At 31.7% G+C, this 21,893-nt stretch carries 12 protein-coding genes; 5 read left to right on the top strand and 7 right to left on the bottom strand.

Annotation, left to right across the window (positions count from 1 at the left end; translation table 11 throughout):
- On the bottom strand, positions 1-153 hold the full coding sequence (locus tag ACE193_RS19680) for a hypothetical protein (RefSeq protein WP_375559922.1): 153 nt from the start codon (positions 151-153) through the stop codon (positions 1-3).
- 91 nt (positions 154-244) lie between these two features.
- Positions 245-3,604, bottom strand: coding sequence for a tetratricopeptide repeat protein (locus tag ACE193_RS19675; RefSeq protein ID WP_375559921.1), 3,360 nt, complete (start codon positions 3,602-3,604; stop codon positions 245-247).
- An 878-nt stretch (positions 3,605-4,482) separates the two neighbouring features.
- Here ACE193_RS19675 and ACE193_RS19670 point away from each other — a divergent pair.
- The 3 genes from ACE193_RS19670 (at position 4,483) to ACE193_RS19660 (ending at position 7,336) form a co-directional block, all read left to right on the top strand.
- Positions 4,483-5,328 carry a hypothetical protein gene (locus ACE193_RS19670; protein ID WP_375559920.1) on the top strand — a complete coding sequence of 282 codons (846 nt, stop codon included), beginning with the start codon at positions 4,483-4,485 and terminating at the stop codon, positions 5,326-5,328.
- Between the two features lie 80 nt (positions 5,329-5,408).
- Entirely contained in the window at positions 5,409-5,948 is a 540-nt protein-coding gene (locus ACE193_RS19665) for a DUF559 domain-containing protein (RefSeq protein ID WP_375559919.1), read from the top strand.
- A gap of 305 nt (positions 5,949-6,253) precedes the next feature.
- Complete coding sequence (locus tag ACE193_RS19660) at positions 6,254-7,336, top strand: transposase (protein WP_375558860.1); 1,083 nt, start codon at positions 6,254-6,256, stop codon at positions 7,334-7,336.
- Here ACE193_RS19660 and ACE193_RS19655 read toward each other — a convergent pair.
- Complete coding sequence (locus tag ACE193_RS19655; protein ID WP_375559918.1) at positions 7,331-8,755, bottom strand: DUF4435 domain-containing protein; 1,425 nt, start codon at positions 8,753-8,755, stop codon at positions 7,331-7,333. The genes ACE193_RS19660 and ACE193_RS19655 overlap by 6 nt on opposite strands.
- 258 nt (positions 8,756-9,013) lie before the next feature.
- Between ACE193_RS19655 and ACE193_RS19650 the strand changes: the two genes are divergently transcribed.
- A complete protein-coding gene (locus ACE193_RS19650; RefSeq protein ID WP_375559917.1) occupies positions 9,014-9,187 on the top strand; it encodes a hypothetical protein in 174 nt (57 codons plus the stop codon).
- Positions 9,188-9,198: 11 nt separating this feature from the next.
- Positions 9,199-9,336 carry a hypothetical protein gene (locus ACE193_RS19645; protein ID WP_375559916.1) on the top strand — a complete coding sequence of 46 codons (138 nt, stop codon included), beginning with the start codon at positions 9,199-9,201 and terminating at the stop codon, positions 9,334-9,336.
- Between the two features lie 88 nt (positions 9,337-9,424).
- Here the strand turns inward: ACE193_RS19645 and ACE193_RS19640 are convergent, their stop codons facing one another.
- From ACE193_RS19640 to ACE193_RS19625, 4 genes are all read right to left on the bottom strand, one after another.
- Positions 9,425-10,063 (bottom strand): transposase, encoded by a 639-nt coding sequence (locus ACE193_RS19640; protein ID WP_375559915.1) that lies wholly within the window; start codon positions 10,061-10,063, stop codon positions 9,425-9,427.
- 512 nt (positions 10,064-10,575) lie between these two features.
- The gene (locus tag ACE193_RS19635; protein WP_375559914.1) at positions 10,576-18,153 is read right to left on the bottom strand and encodes a lamin tail domain-containing protein; all 7,578 of its coding nucleotides are present in this window, start codon (positions 18,151-18,153) and stop codon (positions 10,576-10,578) included.
- A gap of 234 nt (positions 18,154-18,387) precedes the next feature.
- Entirely contained in the window at positions 18,388-20,178 is a 1,791-nt protein-coding gene (locus ACE193_RS19630; RefSeq protein WP_375559913.1) for an ATP-binding protein, read from the bottom strand.
- 325 nt (positions 20,179-20,503) lie between these two features.
- Positions 20,504-21,688, bottom strand: a complete 1,185-nt coding sequence (locus ACE193_RS19625; RefSeq protein WP_375559912.1) for an arginase family protein — start codon at positions 21,686-21,688, stop codon at positions 20,504-20,506.
- Positions 21,689-21,893 lie beyond the last annotated feature (205 nt).

Here is a 21,893-nt window from a genome sequence, read left to right as displayed (position 1 = left end):
TTATACATTTCCAAACTTCAAAAAAGCAGATTTACAAGTTTTACAAAAAACTACTTCATCTCCTTCTACAATCAAATCTCCAGTAATTGGGTCTTTACGTTCTTCTTTTAGAAAATGAATGTGTTTTTGATTGGATATTTTGTGGGTGTGCATGTTTTAAATTTTAATGTATATACCAAATAAAATCCATCTTTTCACAAAAGTAAAAAGATGGATTTTAAGTAAATCAATTATGAAAGGCTGATTATTTTACTTCCATTAATTGGTCGCCTCTATATATTTCTGTACGGATAAGTTTTCCATCTTTATCATAGATTTTGGCTTCCCCATGTTTCTCATCATTAACATACGTATATTCTTCAGCTAATTTACCATTTGGATGGTATCGTTTCAGAGAACCTTCTAATCTTCCAAACTTATATTGTTTTTCTTCCATTGTGTTTCCGTCTGGATAATATTGTTTCCATTCGCCTGAATTGATTCCATTTTCGAATTCTACTTCCCAAAAAGCTTGTCCATTTTGGTAATAATGTGTACGTTTTCCATTAAGAACACCTGATTTATAGGTTTCTCTGACAGAAGGCTTTCCATTTTTAAAGTTAGCTTCCAATTCTATATTTTCGCCACTTTTTACTTTTACAGATGTAAGAGGAGTTCCTTCTGATTCAAAAGAAATAATCTCATCATGTTTGTTGTAATTGCGTTCATAAAGTAGCTCTCCTGCATAATTGTACCAACGTAATTTGTAGGCTTCATTGTCTTGGTAATCAGAATAGGCTTTATAGTATTGTTCTGTTTCTTTTTTGCCATTAGGAAAATAATTTATGAACAATCCATCTTTTTTCCCTCTGACGTATGTACCAACAAAACTAAGTTTTCCATTTGGGAAATACCATTTCCATTCTCCGTGCTGTTCTCCATATTCATAAGTTCCCTCTACACGAAGTTTTCCATCAGGATAATATCCAATTGCTTTTCCATCTCTTTCCCCTCCTTTAAATGGAATTATGATTTCTTCTTGTCCATTTCCATAGAAAAATGTTTGTTTGCCAACAGATTCTCCACATTCGTTGAATGTTTGTAATCTAATTTGTTGGTTAGGATATTTCAATAAAAATGTATCTTTTTTACTCACATTTAAAGGTTTGTGAAATATTTGTTTTCCTTCATTATCATAAGAAGTAACAAATTTATTAACACCTCCATAAGTATAAGTAAGGTAGTCTAATTCTCCATCTGGGGCATAATTATTTTTATATCCAAAAGGTGTTCCTCCAAAATAGAAAATACTAGATTCTTTTTTTCCTGTTGGTGAATAATCAACCCATTCTCCTTCAAGCTCTCCATTTATGTACCAGCCTGTTTGAGAAACTTGTCCATTTTTATAAAACTCATTATAAAGTCCGTCTATTTCATCGTCTTTATAAGAATACTCTTTTATCTTTTGACCCAACAAGTTATAGACTGTTTTTGTGCCTACATCCATTCCATTTTTGTAAGAATACTCTACACTTTTTGCTCCTGTATGATGATATTCTACCCAGTCTCCATTTACTTTACCTTCTTTGAAAGCTCCTTCTCTAAATAAATTACCATCTATATAATAGTACTTCACTTTTTGTTCTTTTTTCGAATCTAAGTCTTTGTAAGTAGCTATGCTATTTCCTTTTTCATCAAAAAACTCTAAACTTAGTGCTGTATCATAGCTTTCACTTCCTTTGCTTTTTGTAAGAATAAAAATAGCTTGAGGCTTGCCGTCTTCATAATTAGTTTGTTTGAAAAGTTGATTTTTTCCTTCTGTGATGTACTCAGTCTTTTCAGTTTGTACTCCTTGACGGTCGTAGCTTTGCCAAATACCTGTAGGCTCTCCGTCCTTAAAAGTACGTGTTTGTTTTACTTGTCCATTAATAAAATAGCTAGTCGAATTGCCTTCTGGCTTGCCTTCTTTGAAATTACTCTCTTCTTCTAGCTTTCCATTATCAAAATAGCTCAAAAACTTTCCATCTCTTTCTCCTGCTTTAAAGTTTGTGATATAACTTTTAGCTCCAGTAAGAAAATAAGAAATTGTTTCTCCTTCTAGGTCGCCATTTTCGAAGTTTTCAGTTTGTTTTAATTCTCCTGAAGGATAATAACTTTTAGCTACTCCTTCTTTTTTTTCATCCTTAAAACTGACTTCGTAACTAAGTTGTCCACAAGCATAATAACTTTTGAGCAAGCCATTTAAGACATCTTTCTTATACATTCTTTCTTCTGATGGCTGCTCTCCATCTTGATAATAAAAAACTACTTTTCCATCGACCACTCCATCTTTAAAATACTGAATGCTGGCTAGTTTTCCATTTTTACGATAAAACTTCCAATTTCCTTCACGTTTATTGTTTTTATCAAACATACCAATAGACCTAACTTGTCCATTCTCATAATAATAACGCCACATTCCATAAGGAAAATCTGAATTACCATTTTTTGCATTTCCTACTACCACGACAACACCACCGTCATACCAAACAGTATATTCTTTTCCTTTGTCTTCTGAATATTCAGATTCTGGAAAAGATATTTGGTCTAGGCGTTCGGATACCAAAAGTGTTGCTGCATTGGTTATAAACTCATCTCTCTTCTTTTTCTTTTTAGTTATATATTTTACTGCTTTAGGCACGTTTGCAGTAGCTGCACCAAAGTAAGATAGAATAACTAATTGGTCAGCAGCTATAAATTTTTGGAATAACTTTCCATAATAATTCATATAAAAATCATCCGTATTAGGTTGATAATTAAATTTTTCAAAAATTACTTGCCATTGTTTTAAGATAGCTCCATTTATTTTGACTTTTGCTTTATACTTTCTATCTAATGCAATTTTTGATTCTATGATGGCATCCAATTCAGAAAATAATGTGTTATCTAATACAGGTTGAAGTTCTTCTCCTTCATTTACCACAGAAGTTCCATTAGAGATACTTTCCAATACAGCTAAATATCCTTGTGCTTTTTCACTACCAATCTGACTGACCAAAAGAGCCGTAGTATATGCCATAATTGCACGAGTTTCATAGCCTTGCATAATGGCTAGATTACCCAAAAGACCGTGAGCAGAGGCATAAGTAGGCGACAAACGAACAGCTTTTTCACATGCATCAATCGCTTCATTTGTTTTTCCTTTCTTTGAATAGGTAACAGCTATATTATAGAAAGTACTTGTTGAAAAAGGATTTCGCTCTATGATTCCTTGGTAGAGTTCGATTGCTTTGTCGTACTGGTCTAGTTCATCATAACAACTTGCAAGTATATTTTCTAAATAATTTTGATTATCTCCATCATCTAAAAGCATGGCTTGTTCAACAGCTTCAATCGCTTCCTCATACTTCTTGTCGTACATCAGTGAGAGAGCTTTCTCTGAGAGAACGGTTACATAATTGGTATCACTTGGATTTATAGATTCGTATATTTCAACAGCTTTTGTATAATCTCCTTTATCATGAGCTATAATAGCTTTTGCCATTACTTTTTTTGAATCTTTAGGGGCTTTTGCATTCTGAGCAAAGCAGTAGGAAGGAATAAGTAATGTAAGTAATACTAATCCTTTGATAAAATTGAAATTCATTTTTCTTAATTAATAGATGTATATGGAACAATAAGTTTCTTTATAGAATACTATATTACTATTAAGGTAACTTAATAAATCACAAAATTAAGATAATATTTCGTAGTAGAACAATAAGATAATAAAATACCCAAATTAAATGCACTATTATAGGAGTATTTTTTCAAAAAGTTGCTCTGCATAGCTTGTCTTGGGTGCATAACAAATTGTCGCATAAACAGGGTTTTAACCCTGTTTATGCGACAATTTGTTATGCACCCCTTGTCTTCCACGTATTTACTTTTATTAAAGTTACTAAACCTACCCAAATTAGCTAGATTTTCTATCCATTTACAGTTGAAACTTACCTTTACTTTGTATTCTACCATTTGATTAGCACCTGCCGACCAATTTTGTGAATATCTCATCAGCCTTTTCTACTCAAACCCAGTTCACTAGTAACAGCACTAAATACTCATTTTACTATTCTGACAAACTTTTTCATCTACATTAATTTGTTGATAAATATAAGTACTTGGACAAAATTAAGTATAAGTAATGACTGATTAGCGAGTGATCTTTATGATTACTATGATAATTACAAGATAATGCAAAATTATATAATAGAATAACAAATTAAATTTGAAATTGCATTTATCTTCATTTTATCTTAAAAATCATATAAATCATTTACCAATAAGTTACGGTATTTTTAGTTATATTTAATTCTACTCATTTACTTAAACCTTATAATGCAAGCTAAAACTAATCCATAAAACGGCTATATAAAAAAAGCACATACACTTAAAAGTTAAGAGTGAGAGGTAAGAACGAAAATCAACTCTTTTTTATTAATTTTATAGTATGTTTAGGGTTTATTTAGAGATTATGATTAAATTATGAAATCAACTACTTTTAGAAATTTAGTTTTGGGGTTTTATGCCTCTGTGGGGTGTTTGTTATTTTATATTGTTCACTTTACAGTAAAGCAACAAATCAAGAATTTAGATATGTATTTTATAGATGCAAATTTTTCTCAACACGAAATACTATCATTTTTTATTCTACTTCCTTTTTTTATGATGATTTTGATAGGTCTTTTTTATAGAAAGATAATGATAATAAATGCTGTTTATTTTACAGGTATATTTTCTCTCTGTTTGATTTTCAAAGACAATTTACTTAGTGGAGATTCTATTGTGAGCCTTACTCTTTTTTTTACTATCTCTGTTTTTCTTCTTTCTTTTAGTCAGCATTCTAGCTTTTCTGAACCGAATTTATTGACACAAAATAATGAGACGATTTTAGATAAATTTGAAGAAAATAATCAAAATCAAATAGAACAGAAACCTTATTTTTTACGCATTCATAGAATTTTTTCATTTGCTTTTATAAGCATAGGAATAGGAGTTATTTCTCTTTCTACACAAACAGGAGGGCATATTTCAGTTAGTGAAGGTCTAGGGCTTACTTTTTTAGGTTTTGTACTGCTTGGAGTTGCTGGTCTTTTATGGAAATTTCCTAAAGTAATGAGTTGGATTGTAGCTTTAGTTTGTTTGTGTTGTTTTATTTTTGGTGAAATACTTTTTTTTGAGGTAAATGTAAGTACAAATGCAGATACTGATAATGACTTAAATTGGGTGAAAATAACTTTTATAGTATTATTCGGATTCAGTTTTCTATTTCTAGCTCTGATAGCCGTTTCAAAAACAGCACGAGAAGAATGGAAAATGAAATCCGAATAATCAACACTATTTAGAAGAAACACAACTGAACCTAAAAGAAAAAATGTTATTTTGAAGTTGATATATCAAACTTAATAAACATGCATAAAAATTTAGAAAATAATGTTTTAGTAGCCTTAATGAACAACAAAAAAGATTTTCTGATTGCTCAAGAAAAGGGTTGGTATAGGATTCCTGTTAAATCTGCGCCCAAAAATATACGTGATACTACGATTGTAAAGTATTTGGCTTTTTACCAAACCAAAGTATTTGGAGCAGAAAAATATACTATAAAGTGGTATGCCGAAATAAAAAATATAAAAAGAGTTTTGAGAAAAGAACTTTTTGAAGACGAACCACAAAATAGTAAATCAAACAAAGAATATTATAAAATAGAATTTGATGGCGACCAGTATCACACAAAAGTAAATGATGTCAAATACGACAAAATCCGAAATAATGAAATTAGTAGCTTAGGCTGGAATATTCTACGTTTTACTACATACCAAATAGAATCAGAATTGGAACAATCCATTTCTCTAGTAAAAGATACTATCAATAAACTAGGAGGAGTTGTTTATACAGAAAATCCCCAAAGAACTAAGCATTTTCCTAAAGATGATGGTGGGCTTTTTGGGTAGAAAGCGTAATTTTTCACTAAAAAACTTTGTAAGTAGTTTTCGGTAATCCGAAATAACTCTGACAATAGTTGAGAAATATAAGTTATGGAAGTTTTGGTAAGTATTTTTCTAAAGCATTAGTTATTTCTTGCTTTTTATTCCCTTGCAAAAGCCTTATAATTAAATTGGTATAATCATTTTTCAACGAAAAAAACTTATCTATTTCTTTTGATATTCCTTTGTTATTATAAAATTGGTTCTTTATGATTTTAGTTGCAAATGTTTAAATTAGCATTTATTTTCTCTTTATTACAAATATCATTTTTATGGATAGTGTAATTGTTTTTGATGAATTATTACATATTGTCGCTCCTTTTCATATTCGTCAAATTGATAAAGATGAATTAGCCAAAAAGGTTCATGTTTATGTTGAAGTTTGTTCTACTTACCGTCCTTCTGCTTTTGAAGACTGGCGTATTCATAGCTATAAAGATAGAGAGTGGGAGCATTTAAATATTTTTGAATATCGCTGTTTTATTCATTGTAAACTACCTATTTATCAAAACAAAATTACTAAAGAAACTTCTCAACTTAAAGTAGATTTTTCTAGAGAGTTTTCTCGTTTTACTCTACTTTATGAGCAAAAAGTAATGGATTTACTAAAAATATATCATTGTTTTCAAAAAGTAGCTAAACAACTAGGTATTTATACACAGCGAGTGGAACACATTTATCACTATTATACGCAAGACTTAAATGAAAATCCACCTCTAGGAGCAGTTAGAAAAATAGGAGCAGATGAAACTTCTACTAAAAAAGGACATGATTATATCACTTCTTTTATAGATATGGAAACTTCAAAAATAATTGCAATAGAAGATGGGAAATCAGGGGCTACTTTTGAGCAATTAGCTCTACACCATCCTAATCCTAATACAGTAAAGGAGATTTCTATTGATATGTCTCCTGCTTTCATTAGTGCAGCCAATGAATATTTTCCAAATGCAGCTCTTACTTTTGATAAATGGCATGTAATTAAGTTATTATACAAACACTTAGAAAAGTTAAAGAAAACACCAATTTATGATAGTCTAGTACTTAGTATGGAAAAACTTGAAAGTTTTTACGAGAACAAATCAATAGAAGAAGCCAAAGCACAATTACTGTTTATGGCTGATTTTGCAGAAGAAATAAAACCCAAAAATCCATTCACAAAGACAATATATCGTCATTTTGAAGGTATTATAAATTACTTTTCTTCTAAACTAACAAATGGTATTTTAGAGGGAATTAATTCAACTATACAGGTAATTAAAAGAGTAGCTAGAGGATTTAGATACACTCATAATTTCAAGAAAATGATACGATTTATTTTTAGTGATAAAGTGTATTTGCAACCGAATTCATAAAGAACCATAAAATTTTAATGCTTTTGTATAATCCCTGTTTTCTATAATATTACTATATAATGTTTGGTTTTTTTTATAGATTTCATCTAATTCATTTGAAAGGTTTCTTGTAACTTTATCAAATTCATTCTTCATATTTTCCTTACCTTGAATTTTTTGGTTTGACAAGGTATTTAAACGATAACCAATTTCTGATGCAGTACGCTTTGATACTTGTTCTTCTAAGTTACCTTCTAACTTTTTAATTACGAAATCTGTAATTTGTTCTAAGACTTCATTTTTATCTTTTCCTTGATTATCTGCAATTATTTCAATTAGTTCGATGATACAAAAAAGATTTTCTATTTCTGCTAAATCAAGAGTATATATTCCATTGTTTTTTAAGCTTTCCACTTCATCGTCAGAACGATAATCTCTATCTACTATTCCAAATACTTTGTTAAAATGTAGTGATGGGTTGTCCTTAAAAGTTTTTGTTGCTTCTATTACTTTATCACAACCATCTCTAGCAATGACAGTATAATCTGTGTATATAGCTTCATAAATTTTAAGATCTAAACTTTTATTTTTAACTCCTTCTACGAATAAAATAGGCTTACGATTTCCTAATAATTTTAGAGTTAATTCCTCTGGGATATTATCAGTTTGATTTAAAAACTCCCAATCCCATATTTGAATATTATTTGTTGAATTCTTATTGTAACTTTTGACCCATATTTTTTGAGAGTTATTTCTAGAAAGAGCGAAATCTAAATCATGAGTTATATATATAAATAAACAATTAGGTTTTTTAGCTTCTATTTGATTCCATAAATAAGCAAGTATGGATTTATTTATGTGAATTTCTGGCTCATCAATTATTAAAATAGAATTATCAGGAACAAGTAAACATTGACCAATCAAATAGAGCATTACTTTTTCTCCATCACTCATTTCATTTATGTTATATGCTATACCTGTGTTAGTTTCAACTTTGACTTTTAAATCCTTTAACGATATTTTTCTATTTGGTATTAGTTGTTTCCAAATGTCTTCTAACATATCTATATTAGACTCTGTAATTTCTACTTTATTGTTACTACTCCGACTAGCATCAACATACAATTGATTGTGACTAGATTGTTCTGCAAATAATAATTGGATAACCATTTCAGAAGCATTTTGCATAGAAGAAACCCCTCCTTGTTGCAGTCTTTGTTTTAAAACTTTCTCACCTCCATCAAATGAACTTAATATGCTACTTGAAGGAACATCTAAATGTTTTCTAGCTGCTATCCTATAAACATTTTTGTTTATTTGTTCAATACAATTACCAAAGCGACTTTTTCCAGAGCCATTTGCCCCAATTATTACAATATCTGAATTAATAGAATATATTTCGTTTTTAGACGATCCATTTTTTGGCAAAGAAATATCCATATTTATGTTTATTTTGAATGTTATGAAAATATTTAAAACCTACTAGCCACCACAACTCTCATCTTCAAATACTGCACATCACCATTGAGATTGTGTTTTTCTAAAAGCAGCGTATTTTCATTAAATTCATAATTTTTCATTAAATTAGCTACAAATATATTCCAAACCAAATAATACTAATATGTTGATAGAACAGTGAAAAAGTAGAATTACAGCTTTATTGGATAAGATAAAATATTAGCTTATTTTGAAGATTTATTGAATAAAATCGTAAAAGAAAGTGTCATTTTACGTTATGCAAAACCTTTAAAAGATAAGATAAATCTTTCTTCACTTATTCAATCTCAAAATTACAAAACTGAAAATGTTTTGGCTTTGCATGGCGTTTTAGATGACGATGAGCCTTTTGAAGAATTATTGAAAGAACTTTAAAATCAAAAAATATGAAAAAAGAAGGTTCAAAAATCGTTTTTAGAAAACGATTAGAACAGTACAAAAATATAAATATGTTCCCTGAAAAATTAGCAAAAGTAAAAGAAATAATCGCTAAACACGGACTTCCTAAAATTGAAAAAGAATAATCAATTTAATGTATGTCAGACTTCCTAGTCTGACGAATAGGAATTTCATTAGTTCAACAGACTAGGAAGTCTGTTATACAGAATAATATCACATAAATTCATTGTAGTCTTCCTTTATGTAACTCCACTTCCAATCTTTTCTGTCTTCTACTAATCCTGCTTTTACAGGATTGTCTAGTATATAATCAACTATTCTATTCCAAGAATTTTTATGTCTAACCCAATGGTCGTAGCTTTCTGCTTGCCATAACGTACCTGTTCGTTTTAGTTTATAATTGATTTCACTACCACTAAAGCTTTTTATAGAGTGCATTATTTTTGACAAAGTGATAGGTTTATCTAATTTATCTTTTTCAAATAATCTAAACATCACATGAACGTGATTTGACATAATGCAGTAGCTAATAAGTTCTAATCTACTATCATCAAAATAATGTAGTGAATTTTTTACAATTTCTGCTATTTCAGGTTTTTTCAAATACTGCTCTCCATATCCTTTATTCAAACATTCATCATATTTTGCAAATTGCTTTTTATGCAAATCACTAAGCATAGAAGGGGTAAAATTTGGCTCTTTTTTTAATTGATTTACTTGCATTATAAATTCTTCAGCCATTTTTTCTAACATAGCTTGTGGAATTGCATCAGCCAAACAGTAGGTAACAAAAAAAGTTGCTCTTAGTGGTGTCCAATGAGGCAAATTGCGTCTATAAAATTCTTTTATCATGAATGTAATTTAGTATGTCAGACTTCCCAGTCTGACGTATAGTTTTTTAATTCAATAGACTAGGAAGCCTGTTATACAATTTAGTATGTTAGACTTCCCAGTCTGACGTATAGTTTTTTTAATTCAATAGACTAGGAAGTCTATTATACAATTTGGTATGTTAGACTTCCTAGTCTGATGTATAGTTTTTTTAATTCAACAGACTAGGAAGTCTGTTATACAATTTAGTATGTTAGACTTCCCAGTCTGACGTATAGTTTTTTTAATTCAATAGACTAGGAAGTCTGTTATACAATTTAGTATGTCAGACTTCCCAGTCTGACGTATAGTTTTTTTAATTCAATAGACTAGGAAGCCTGTTATACAATTTAGTATGTTAGACTTCCCAGTCTGACGTATAGTTTTTTTAATTCAATAGACTAGGAAGTCTGTTATACAATTTGGTATGTTAGACTTCCTAGTCTGATGTATAGGTATTTTCTAATTCAACAGACTAGGAAGCCTGTTATACTTTAAAACCTACTAGCCACCACCACACGCATCTTCAAATACTGCACATCGCCATTGAGATTATACTTTTCTACTAACAAAATATAATGTCCGATACGTACTTTTCTACCGTCGTCGGCTGTTCCGTCCCAACGAATAAAGGTGTTTTCTAAGGCTACCGACTGGTTTTGAACCAAATCACGAACTTTCCTTCCTTGCGTATCATAAATTTTGATAGTGATAAGGTCGCCTATGTCGGCACAGTCTAAATAGATTTGTGTGAAATCTTCAAAACCGTCGTTGTCTGGCGAAAAAACTTGTGGTTCTGCTCTCAAACATTCATCAGAACTTGGTGTAGAGTTCGATTTGCTTTGTGAGTTTTTGTAGGCAGGTGTTCCAAAACCTACACTTTGCGCTGCCGAATGCCAATTATTTGCGTCTTGTGTTGGTGCGTCTGTGCTGATTCGTTCCAAAGAAACGCCTTCATCATCTTTCAAAAGTCCTAAATGAAAATCTTCATCGTAAGCAAAACGGTCTAGCTCGGTATTCTGATTATCAAATAAAATTACTGTTCCTTCTGTATCGGAATAAGTTGGTAATTTTGCCTCAAAAAATCCTTCTTCGTTTCCATTTGGATATTGAATCAAAAGCTGTTCGTTTGAAGTAGAAATAGCAATGTATTCAAACGGTTTTAAAATCAAAACTTCTTCTGAAATGGTTTCTTGCGTTCGGATTGTTCCGTCAGTATTTAGATTGGCTAAACTGAAATTTTGTAGGTTGATGTACTTATCCGAATTATTGAAAAGTTCGACAAAATCCGTTCCGTCAGTAGGTGGATTAAACAAAATTTCATTCAAAATAATATCTCCAATTTCGGCAGCTTCAGGCAAAATAACTTGTGCTGTTGTGTTTTGAGCAATTAAATTTCCTGCACAGTCTGTAATCGCTTCTACTTCTAAGGTATAAACCGTTTTGAGTTCTAAAGGACTTGAAAGCGTAAGTGTCAAGATTTTACGAGTTGCATCTAGGTTTTTATCTGTGATGGTAATGTTGCTATTTTGAATCAAAATTCTTGACTGAACGGCTTGTAAACTATCCAATTTTTCATCAAAAACAATGCGTATCGTTGTTTCATTTACGGCTTCTGCTCTGATTATTTTTGGCGCAACATTATCGCCACTTGTTCCATTTACAGAATTAACTTGCGCTGGCGTTCCTCCCAAATTCGAAGTTGAAGAAGTCCAATTTTCACGTTCCAAACAAAAACTAGACATATCAATCATTTCTAACGAATAACCTCCGTCTTTTTTGTCATTATCCGAATGCCACGCATCATCGTAAGTAATTTCAAAAAGTAATTTTCCTTCATTATTTCTCAAAATCAAAGGTTCGCCACCATTATCTAGCGTTCTAAAACTGCTCATTCCAATCGTTTTTCCAAATCTTGCAAAAGCTGTTACCGAACTTGTCGGACACAAAATAATTCTTTCATTTGGCAATAATTGAAAAATAGGAAGCGCAGAAGTTCCTGTTGCATCAGTCAAAGTAACGCCATTTATACTCAAAATTTGGTCTGTATTATTGGTCAGTTCTAAAAACTCACTTTCTGGAAGACCAACAACTGGCGCAGGGTCAGCCATTATTTCAGTAATCAAAAGTTCTCCAAATTGTGGATTTGTGCCTTGTCCAAACGGTAAACGAAGATTTGAAACTGCATTTCCAGAACAATCCGTAATTCCATTTACCAAAATTTCATACAAAGTAGCCGTTTGAAGTGCATTTTGTAGATTGATTTGAATGGATTTTGAAGTGATAAATTCTATACTTTCAATCTGAATAGAAGGCGAAATAACATAATTTGAAACCGTAACAGCCGAAAGTGAATCTACTTTTTCATCAAAAACTAAAATCAAAGTCTGACTATTCACAACCTGTAAATTGGTAACTTGTGGACTTTGCGTATCTGGATTTACTCCAAAAACAGAATTTTGTGCGCTTGGTGTTCCTCCTCGTGGGTCATCCGAAGAAGTCCAATTATTTGCTTCTGCACACGGATTATTTGTATCAACCATTTCTAAGGAATACCCACCATCTGCTTTTTGATTATCCTCGTGCCAATTATTTTCATAATTTATTTCAAAAACTAACTGCCCATTTGTGTTTTTCAAAATCAACGGCTCGCCTTCATTTCCTAAACTTGGAAAGCTCGTTACACCCAAAACAGAAATTCCTTGATTTCTAAATTCTGTTGCTGCTGTTGTACTCGTTAAAGTCAAATATTCATTGGGTTGTAATATTTTTGAAGGCAAAGAAATTGTATTTGTAGCATCTGTCAAAGTCATTTTTGATAAATCCAAACGCTTATCCGAATTATTAAAAACCTCAATGTATTCACGATTTGGAAGTCCAACGGCTGGGTCTGGGTCTGACATTATTTCTGTTATCAAAACTTCAAAACGCAAAGGCATTGCACCAATTCCTAACTCAAAAACTTGACTTTCTGAAAGCGTATTTCCTGCACAATCTTCTATATTGCTTATCGATAAAATTATGACTTGATTTGGTTCTAAATTTGGTAAAAATTCAATTTCTAGTTGGTTATTTTCTTGCCAAATTATGTTTTCAATACTTGCATTTTGTAGCGTATAATTTGAAGGGTTTACAATAGATGCGCTATCCATTTTTTCAGAATAAAGAACTGAAATTCTATTTATTCCGATTAAAGAAACATTCGTAATTGTAGGGTTTTCGTTATCTGGATTTGGTGCAGCAACAGAGTTTTCTTGGCTTGGCGTTCCTCCTCTTGGGTCGTCACTACCTTTCCAATTTTGGGCTTCTCCACACAAATTATCAGTATCAATCATTTCAAGCGAATAACCTCCATTTGATTTATTAGAATCTCTGTACCAAGAAGTTGAATAATTTACTTCGTGTAAAAGTATTCCGTCTGTATTTCGAAGTTGTAAAAGTTCTCCTCCATTATTCAAACTTACCATTGAAGGAACGCCCAAAACTTCTATATTTTGAACTAAAAAAGAATCTACTTTTGAAGTCGTCGTTAAAGTCAAATAACTATTTGGAGCAATCGCAACTTCTGGCAAACGAACGCTATTTGTAGCATCAAAAAGCCTAACTGTTCCCAAATTCAGAAAGTCATTTGTCTTGTTATAAATTTCTAAATATTCAGCATCTGGCAAACCTACTTGAGGGTCTTCATCTGCCATTATTTCAGTAATTAAAAGTTCTCCATAAATAGGCATTCTTCCAATTCCGATAGTTTTTGTAGTTGAAATAATTATGTTTCCTGCACAATCTTTTACATTCTGAACAGTCAAAGAATAACTATTTGCAGGATTAAGAGGAGTAGAAGTAAATAATCTAACTTCTTTATTTGTAGATAAACTATCTGAATGCGAAATGGTAGCAATTCCAATTCCTGTGACTGAGTAATTTGAAGCGTTACGAGCAGAAGCAGCATCTAATTTTTCCGAAAAAGTAAGTAAAAGTTCTGTCGAAGTTGCCGTATTATTTATTATTCTGACACTCAACAAAATAGGTTTTTCAGTATCAGGATTAGATGCAAAAACAGAATTTTGAGTTGCTGGAGTTCCTCCTCGTGGGTCGTTTGAAGCTATCCAGTTGCTTTCTTCTCCACAAAAATTAGTTGGGTCAATCATTTCTAAAGAATAACCTCCGTTTGCTTTTGCAGCGTCCCCATACCAAGAAGTTTTAAAATCTACGCTATGAATTTCTGCATTTGTAGAATCTCTCAAAACTAATTTTTCGCCTGTATTATTCAGCGATGGAAAAGAAGTAACTCCCAAAACATTCTGAATACCACCCGAAACAGTCGTCAAACTATCTACTTTTGAAGTAGCTGTCAAAACTAAATATTTATTTGGTGCAAGAAGATAAGAAGGTAAATCAATCGTGTTTGTCGCATCAGACAGTTTTACAGTTCCTAAGTTTAAAGGTGAACTTGTGGTATTAAAAATCTCAATATATTCGGCCTTTGGTAGTCCAACTTGTGGATCTTCATCAGCCATTATTTCGGTTATCAAAAGCTCAAAACGATTCGGCATCCTTCCAATTCCAAAAGTGGCTGTATTTCTTCCAGTAGTGATATTATTTCCTGCACAGTCTTCCAAACCTTGAACTGTCAAAGTATAAATTGCCGTTGATTGAATGGCAGAAGAGAAAAACAGAATTACTTTTGTATCATTTTGATAAACAATTCTTAAAATAGAAAGCCCATTATCAACAGAATAAAAAGACGTATTTACTAAGTCTAAACTATCTAAAGATTCAGAAAAATTGACTTCTAAACTATCTGTATTTCCGTTTCTTCCTAATAAAATTGTTGTAATACTTGGTGGAATGGTGTCATTTACTGTTCCGATAACTGAATTTTCGGCTGCTGGGCTTCCTCCTCGTGGGGCATTTGAAGCCTTCCAATTTGCAGGACTTTCACAATCCGAATTTATATCAACTCTTTCTAATGTATAACCTCCGTCGTCTTTTTGTGGGTCTTGATACCACGAAGACGAATAAGTAAGTTTTGTAATTTCTACATCATCAGCACCTACTAAACGCAGCGTTTCGCCAGTATTTGAAAGCGAAGGAAAAGACGTAACGGCAAGCGTATTTCCAAACTGTGAAAGACTATCAAAAGCCGAATTTCCACACAAAATCAAATATTCTCCTGCTGGTAAACTATAACTTCCAAGTGTTGCAAAATTGGAAAAACCTGTTCCGTCGTATAGTTTTGTTCCCTGTAATTGCTGTGTAGTATTCGAAGAGTTATAAATTTCAATAAACTCATAAGCAGGAAGTCCGACTTGTGGGTCTTCATCAATCATCAATTCTGTAATTACTAATGAATTTGGAGCAGGAGGAGTAGGTAAAGAAAATGAAACCGTTTGAGAAGTAAGTGTATTTCCCAACAAATCTTGAATAGAGTTTACAGTTAAAGAATAAGTTGTAGAAGGCTGAAAATCAGAATTAAATTCTAGTTCAACTTTTGTAGGAGAAGTTAGGTTTGCATCAATCGGCTGTCCAAAGCCTGTAAGGTTGTAATGATTTAATGCTTCTGCTGTCAGTTCTGTAATTGCTTCTGAGAAAGTCAATTCAATTTCATTATTATCCAAAACGACAACACTCAAAACGCTTGGTGGCTGTGTATCTCTACGAAAAATGTGTTCAGAAACTGGCGCAATTTCTTCATTTTGTAGATTAAAAAATCCTGCTGTAAGTGTATAATCAGTATTTGGAACGAAAACAGAAGAAAAAGATAAACGCACTTTTGTAGGTTCTCCACTTACACCTTGAGCTGAAACAGGATTGCCAATCGAATTATTGACAGAATATTTTGCTACATTTTGAGCATCGGCAGCCGTTGGTTCGTAATCAAAAGTAACTTCTACAACGGTAGGCGAAAGAACTAAAACAGTTGTAATTCTTGGACGATACGTAAAATTTTGAGTTGCTGAAACGATTGCATTTGTAGCCAAATCTTGAACATTTTGGACAGAAAGTGTGTAGTTCGTATTTTCATTTAGATTGTTTCCAAAAGTCAAAGTAACAGTATTTCCACCACTCAAAACGGCACTTGTTGGATTTCCAATTGCATTGTTTACGGTATAATTTGCTGTATTTTGTGCTGTTGCTGTTTGTATATTTTCTGAAAAAATGACTTGAATTTCTGTTTTTGAAAGAACATTTATTTTAGAAATAGAAGGAGCTAGAGTATTAAAATTAAAGGTTTGGAGAGCCGAAGTATTTCCTTGTAAATCTCTAACATTTTGAACAGATAAAGTAAGGTTTGAAATATCATTTAAAGAACTTCCAAAAGTTAATCTTACTCGCTTTGTATCAAAAGGTAATAAAATGGCAGAAGTAGGATTTCCAATTCCATTATTGAGAGAATAATTTGCTGTATTTTGGCTTGATGAACTCTCTACCATTTCTGAAAAAGTAAGTTCAATTTGATTATTAGGCAATAAAAGGGCAGAAACAACCGAAGGCGCAAGAGGGTCAAAAGAAAAATCTCTTGTACGGGTTGTCATTCCATTATTTTGTAAATCTTTTACATTTCGGATGCGAAGTTCATAGATTTGTTGAGGAATAAACGAAGCAGCAAAATTAATTAAAACTGTACTTGAAGTTTCTAAAACTATACTTGTAGGATTTCCAATCGTTCCCAAAACTTCATAATTCCCTAAAATTCCAGCCGAAATTGGGTCTATTGGTTCATCAAAAATTACTCGTAATTGATTTGCAGAAAGAGCTTGTACACAACCTAAGAAACAAACATCTGGACGGTCGGTGTCGTAATTGAAAGTTAGCGTTTGAGTAACTGGCATTACGTTTCCTGCTAGGTCTGCAATATTCGAAATGTCTAAAGAAGAAATCGTATTATCATCAAATTCATCTAAAAAAGTAAGATAAACACGCTTTAAATCTGTATTATCACGCACAGCAGACAAAACCGTATTTCCTGCAAGAGCATAATTTGCACTATTTTGAACTGTTGCTATGGTTACTTCTTCTGTAAAATCTAATTGTAAAGTCGTCGGACTAAGTACGGTCAGTGTTTGTCCTAAAGGAGCAGCATTATCAGCAAAAACAAAAGGTGTAGAAGAAGGAACGATTACATTTGAAAAACGGTCTTCGACAGTTTGAACATTCAAGGAGTAAGAAGTTCCGACAACAAAATTATTTACAAAAGTAAGTCTAAAGTTTTGTGCTTGGTTGGGTTCGGTTGTTATTTGTGTTGGATTGCCAAAACCTGCAACCGTAAAATCTGTATTTTGAAGTGAAGTTGTATTCAAAGGTTCATCAAAAGTAACTTGGATTTGATTTGGCGCAGCACCAAAAACGCCTGTTACAGTCGGAGGTGTATTATCTATATAAGGAGCGATAGTTACGTTATCAAAAATGAAATTATCTCTTCTTGTATTGGCAGAATAATTATACAAAACACCAAAGTGATTTGCTGCAAAAGTAGCCGTTTCGGTGGCTTCTCCCTGCAAAATGCCATTTACAAAAACTAACCAAGAACCTCCAGAACCTGTGTCAGTAATATAAATCACACGAACGGAAACATTGACTGGGCTAGAAATAGGTGTCGTTGTTCCATTTTGAAGTGGAATAATCGTTTCGGTAGTTCCTGTTTTTCTTTGCAGCGTAACCACATCTTGAATTTCGATAAAATATCCATTCAAAGAATTTGATAAATCGTTTTGGTCAGAAAGTAAAAATACCTTTGCTTTGTTGGTGTTATTTGGTGGATCTGGACTTGTGAAAGTGAGTTGTACATCAAAATTCCATTCGTAATTTGTAGTCGTTAAATCTAATGTAATGGGAGTCGATAAATAGGCAAAACGAGTTCCCGAACCTCCACTAGGCAAATCAGTCTGAAGGCGATTGCTTCCATTTACGACAAAACCAGTAGCAGTATTGACAGAATTTGCACCAGTCCAAGTAGGGTTGTTGGTAAAGTCTCCATCTGAAAAATCATCAGTCAGTTGAGAAAAAGCAGGAAGTAAAAAAGTAAAATAAAGAGAAAAACTGAATAAAAGGGAAAGTAGAAACTGTTTCATTTTCTTATAAAATTGAGAGTGTTTTTTGTTTTCTCTAAATTACAAGATTTTTTTAGATTTTGTGTTGCTTTCGGAAGTAATTTGTTTTATGACTTTTAGTAAACTGACAACTACGGATTTTCTTCTTTGATTTGCTTCATAAATTCATCAATTTGGTGTTGGTTGATATTTTCTTTGGTTGATTTAACAATTTTTACACCTAGTTAATTTTTGTATGCCAAAATTCTGCATTTTTTAGTTTACATAAGGTAAATCAAATATAAAGCTTGTTCCTTTTCCTTCTTCACTTTCCACTCTTATTTTACCTCCATTTGCCTCTACAAAATCTCTACACATAATAAGCCCTAACCCTGTTCCTGCTTCATTATTTGTTCCTTGTGTGGTAAAATGTTCATCTTTTTTGAAGAGTTTATTTAGGTTTTCTTTGTTCATTCCGATTCCTGTATCAGTTACAGAAACAATAACAGAATCATTTTTTGTCTCTGATGAAATAGTAACTTTTCCTTCATTTTGTGTAAACTTTAAGGCATTACCTACTAAGTTTCTCAAAATTACATCTATTTGATTAGGGTCAGCAAAAACTTTTGTTTTTTCATTGATATTGTTTGCAATTTCTATTTCTTTGCTTTCTGCTAAAGATTTAAAGAATTTTTGTTGGTCTTGGGCAATTTTAGTCAAACTAACTTTTTCTGGTACAGGTCTGATTCCTTGCATTTGCGCCTTTGACCATTCCAAAACATTATTGAGTGTTTCTAAATGATGGTCGACTGAAATCTTGACTTCTGTTGCAAGCGTACCTACTTCTTCTAAACTCAATGCGCCATACTTAATAAGAGTCAAATAACCATTGACAGAAGTAAAGGGCGTTCTGAGGTCGTGTGAAATAATAGAAAATAATTTATCCTTCACTCCATTACTTGCCTTCAATTTATCTCTTTGTTTTTCTAAAATTGACTTTTGAGTTTCTAATTGCTCCTGTTGTTCTTCTAATAAAACAGCCTGTTCTTGTAATTGATTGCGCTGTGCTGCCAAACTTTTGTTTTTTTCTCGTGTTCGGATGTAAAAATAAAATAAAAGTCCACTAACTATCAAAATAAAAAATGCAACTAAAATAGCTGTTCTTGTAATTGCTTTTTGTTCTTGAATTCTACTTTCATTTTCTATACGTTCTACATTTGCTTTTTCTTTGAGAAGTTGAATAGCAAGTTCTTGCTTTGTATGTTTTTCTGTCAAATCACCTAAGCTATCTTTTTGACTTTCAACAATTTCTATTTTTTTTTGTAACTCTAAACCTTGATTCATCAACTCTAAATCTAATTTTTGTTTTTGAAGAGCTAATACTTCTGCCTTTAGTTTTTCTTTATCAAGGTCTGTTTCTACTTTTTCTATTTTTCGTTTTTGTAGAAGCTCATTAAAACTTTTATAGAGATTAAAATAATATGTTTTTTGTTCGTCATTTCCTGATTTTTGATAGGTTTCGGCAAGCATTCCATAACAACTTCTCATCTGTGCTATATCATTCATTTCTTGTGCTATTTCTAAAGCCTCTTTCAAAAACTTAGCAGATTCATCGTATCTTTTTAGATTATTTAGAACCACAGAAATATTGATAAGAGAGGAAATAATAGTTACATTTTCGGACTTTTTACGTCTTCCTGCTAGTGTTTTTTGAAAGAAATAAAGTGAAGAATCATATTTTGCCAAATCAGCATAAATCATAGCCAAATTGCTGTAAATACCATACATTCCACTTTGATTATCTACTTTTTCATTGAATTTCAAAGATTGATGAAAATAATTAATGGCAGGACGTAAATCCTTTGCTTCCCATGTTACAAGTGCAGCTTTATTCAAATAATCACTTGCTCCCCTATAATCACCTTCATTTTCCTTTTCTTTAGACATAGAAAGGTATTTTTCAACACTTATTTTTTTTCCATCAGTTGTATATTCATCTTGTGCAAAGGAATAATTAGAAAAAAAAAGGAAAGAAAAAAAAACTAGAAAGTGTAAATAATTTCTCATTAAGTAGATGTAAAAGGGAGTACTAAAGCAGGATTAAAGAATAAATTTTTGTATCGGATTTATTGGTAAAATTATGCTATTTTTCCATATTCTTTAATACACAAAACACAATTTTTCTATTCTCAAACAACTTCAAAATCAAATAGCTAATTATCAAGAAACTAACCATCTACTAAAGATAAGAGTTTACTTACAAAAACACAAAATTGCTTAGTTTTACTTCAGACTAAAGGCACTATTACAGGAATGTTTTTCAAAAATTTGCTCTGCATAGCTTGTATGCCAAGTAGTTATTTATAAATTGTATCCCCCAATAAATTATGGTTTAAAACAAACGATTGTACATTTTTATCCAACGTTCTGGCATTTCTCCTCTATTAGCTTGTTGATAATCATTATAACTACACGGAATAATAGAAGGACGTTGATATGGATTTTCATCTAATTCATTATCAGAATGAGTATCAAAATGAGGCGCAGGGACTTCTAACCACCATTTATCAGTCAGTTTACTTTTATAGAAAACCATCATAAAGTCAGTTCTTCCACCCATTGCAACAAGATATTTAATATAAAAAGGACTTCCAAAATCATATTCAGCTTGGCGATTATAAAATCCTTCTACAAAATACCAAATCATTGTCGAAATAATGCTTGCCGTATGTCCATATATGTCCAAATCGGGATTATATTCATAAAAACCAATCGAAGTCATTTGTACATTATTCCCTGCATACCAACAAATGCGTGTTGCTTCTTCTGCCGAAAGTCCAAAAGGTTGGGCAAGTTTATTTGCTGCTGCATCGGCTGCACGAATGGCACTCAAATCAAAACTAAGTAAATCTGATGTTCTTACAAGTGGTTCTATTTCTTTAGGTTTATCTCTAATTTTGCCCACTCCAACAATATCAAAATTGAGCTTTTGATATAATTTTATAAAATCTAATGGAATCAAATATTCTTGACTTGCCAAATGTGTAATAGTAAATAAATAATTAGGCTGTAATTTCAAGATTTTATCCATAAAACTATCTGCCAACGATTTACTATTTGTATCCAAATCAATCTTAGCATCGACACACAAAAGCGAAAGCATTTTATCTAAAGGTTTGTAGGCTTCATATTGTGCCAAAGTCAAATCATGACTTCCTCCAATAATAATAGGCAACACATTTTTTTGCAAAAGTCTATAACAAACCTCACTCAAACGTTCTTTAGTATCATTTTCTGTATCACCTAAACGCAAATTCCCCAAATCTACTATATTGTATTTATGCGCTCTACCTTTTTGCAAACGATATAATTTTTGACGAACAGCATCAGCAGCATTGAGCATAGATTTATTTTCTGAGCCGTTTTTATCATCGACTCCAATAATTGCAATTTCGGCATTTTGCCACGAAAAATCTGCCGAAAAATCACCAGTCAAAATTTCAAACCATGTATTTTTATGGTTTTGTCCATCAAAATTGGATAAGGATGGTTTATCAAAAAATAGTTCTAAGTTCATAGATTAAGGCATAAAATAATGGAGTTTTTAAATTTTAAAGTCGATTGAATAGCTTAATGACATCTAATTTGAGTATTTTTCTAAGTTTTAGTAGTATTAAAGCATTGTCGATTCAGATTAAATAACAATATAGAAAAAAGTTTGGTTTATTTGTATAGGTTAGTTTTCCCAAAATACCAATAATGATATTATTTAATTTGAGTTT

The organism is Bernardetia aquimarina (assembly GCF_042180575.1).
In the GTDB taxonomy this organism is placed as follows: domain Bacteria; phylum Bacteroidota; class Bacteroidia; order Cytophagales; family Bernardetiaceae; genus Bernardetia.
Note: the sequence above shows the minus strand (reverse complement) of the source record. Positions and strands in the feature narration are given on the sequence as shown.